Source organism: Iodobacter arcticus, assembly GCF_042664895.1.
Taxonomy (GTDB): Bacteria; Pseudomonadota; Gammaproteobacteria; order Burkholderiales; family Chitinibacteraceae; genus Iodobacter; species Iodobacter arcticus.
This window is the reverse complement of sequence record NZ_JBHTBQ010000037.1, coordinates 1-1162: the sequence shown is the minus strand read 5'-3', so window position 1 is coordinate 1162 and position 1162 is coordinate 1. Positions and strand designations below refer to the sequence as shown.

Genomic DNA, 1162 nt, shown 5'->3' with positions numbered 1-1162 from the left:
GGCTGTCATTATCCAGAATGCCACCGGTGGCGCTTACTCCACCGATGGTTAGTGGGACTGTTTCTGGAGTGATTTCAACCAAGGCATCATCAACCGTTGGCAGGGTCACTGCGAAATTTGTCACTCCAGCCGGAACCGTAATCAAGCCCGTTGTGGCGTTATACGTCACGCCGTTACTGAAGGTAGCGGTGCCGTAATCTGCCACCGAGGCTGAACCACCGCCAAGATTGAAGGCGTACGTTTCAACCTTGGTCGTTGCTGTGCTCAATGTAACGTTGAAGACCAGATTATTGCCTTCAACGACGTTGTCATCCGCCACACCAGGATTGCCGACTTCAATGCCGGCAATGGCTGGGCTGTCGTTATCTAGAATGCCACCGGTGGCGCTTACTCCACCGATGGTTAGTGGGACTGTTTCTGGAGTGATTTCAACCAAGGCATCATCAACCGTTGGTAGAGTCACTGCGAAACTAGTGACACCTGCTGGAACAGTGATCAAGCCCGTTGTGGCGTTGTACGTCACGCCGTTACTGAAGGTGGCGGTGCCGTAATCGGCGGTTGATGCGGTGCCACCACCCAAATTAAAGGCGTAAGTCTCAACCTTGGTCGTTGCTGTGCTCAAGGTCACGTTGAAGACCAGATTATTGCCTTCAACGACGTTGTCATCCGCCACACCAGGATTGCCGACTTCAATGCCGGCAATGGCTGGGCTGTCATTATCCAGAATGCCACCGGTGGCGCTTACTCCACCGATGGTTAGTGGGACTGTTTCTGGAGTGATTTCAACCAAGGCATCATCAACCGTTGGTAGAGTCACTGCGAAACTAGTGACGCCTGCTGGAACCGTGATCAAACCTGTCGTCGCGTTATACGTCACGCCGTTACTGAAGGTGGCGGTGCCGTAATCAGCGGTAGATGCGGTGCCACCACCCAAGTTGAAGGCATAGGTTTCTGGTTTTGTTGTTGCAGTGCTAAGGGTCACGTTGAAGACCAGACTATTGCCTTCAACGACGTTATCGTCCGCCACACCGGGATTGCCGACTTCAATGCCGGCAATGGCTGGGCTGTCATTATCCAGAATGCCACCGGTGGCGCTTACTCCACCGATGGTTAGTGGGACTGTTTCTGGAGTGATTTCAACCAAGGCATCATCAACCGTTGG

Annotated in this window: 1 protein-coding gene; it reads right to left on the bottom strand. The window is 53.2% G+C overall.

The features are described from left to right. On the bottom strand, positions 1–1162 hold a 1162-nt coding region (locus ACFQNF_RS17180), incomplete at both ends, for a Calx-beta domain-containing protein (RefSeq protein WP_380189144.1).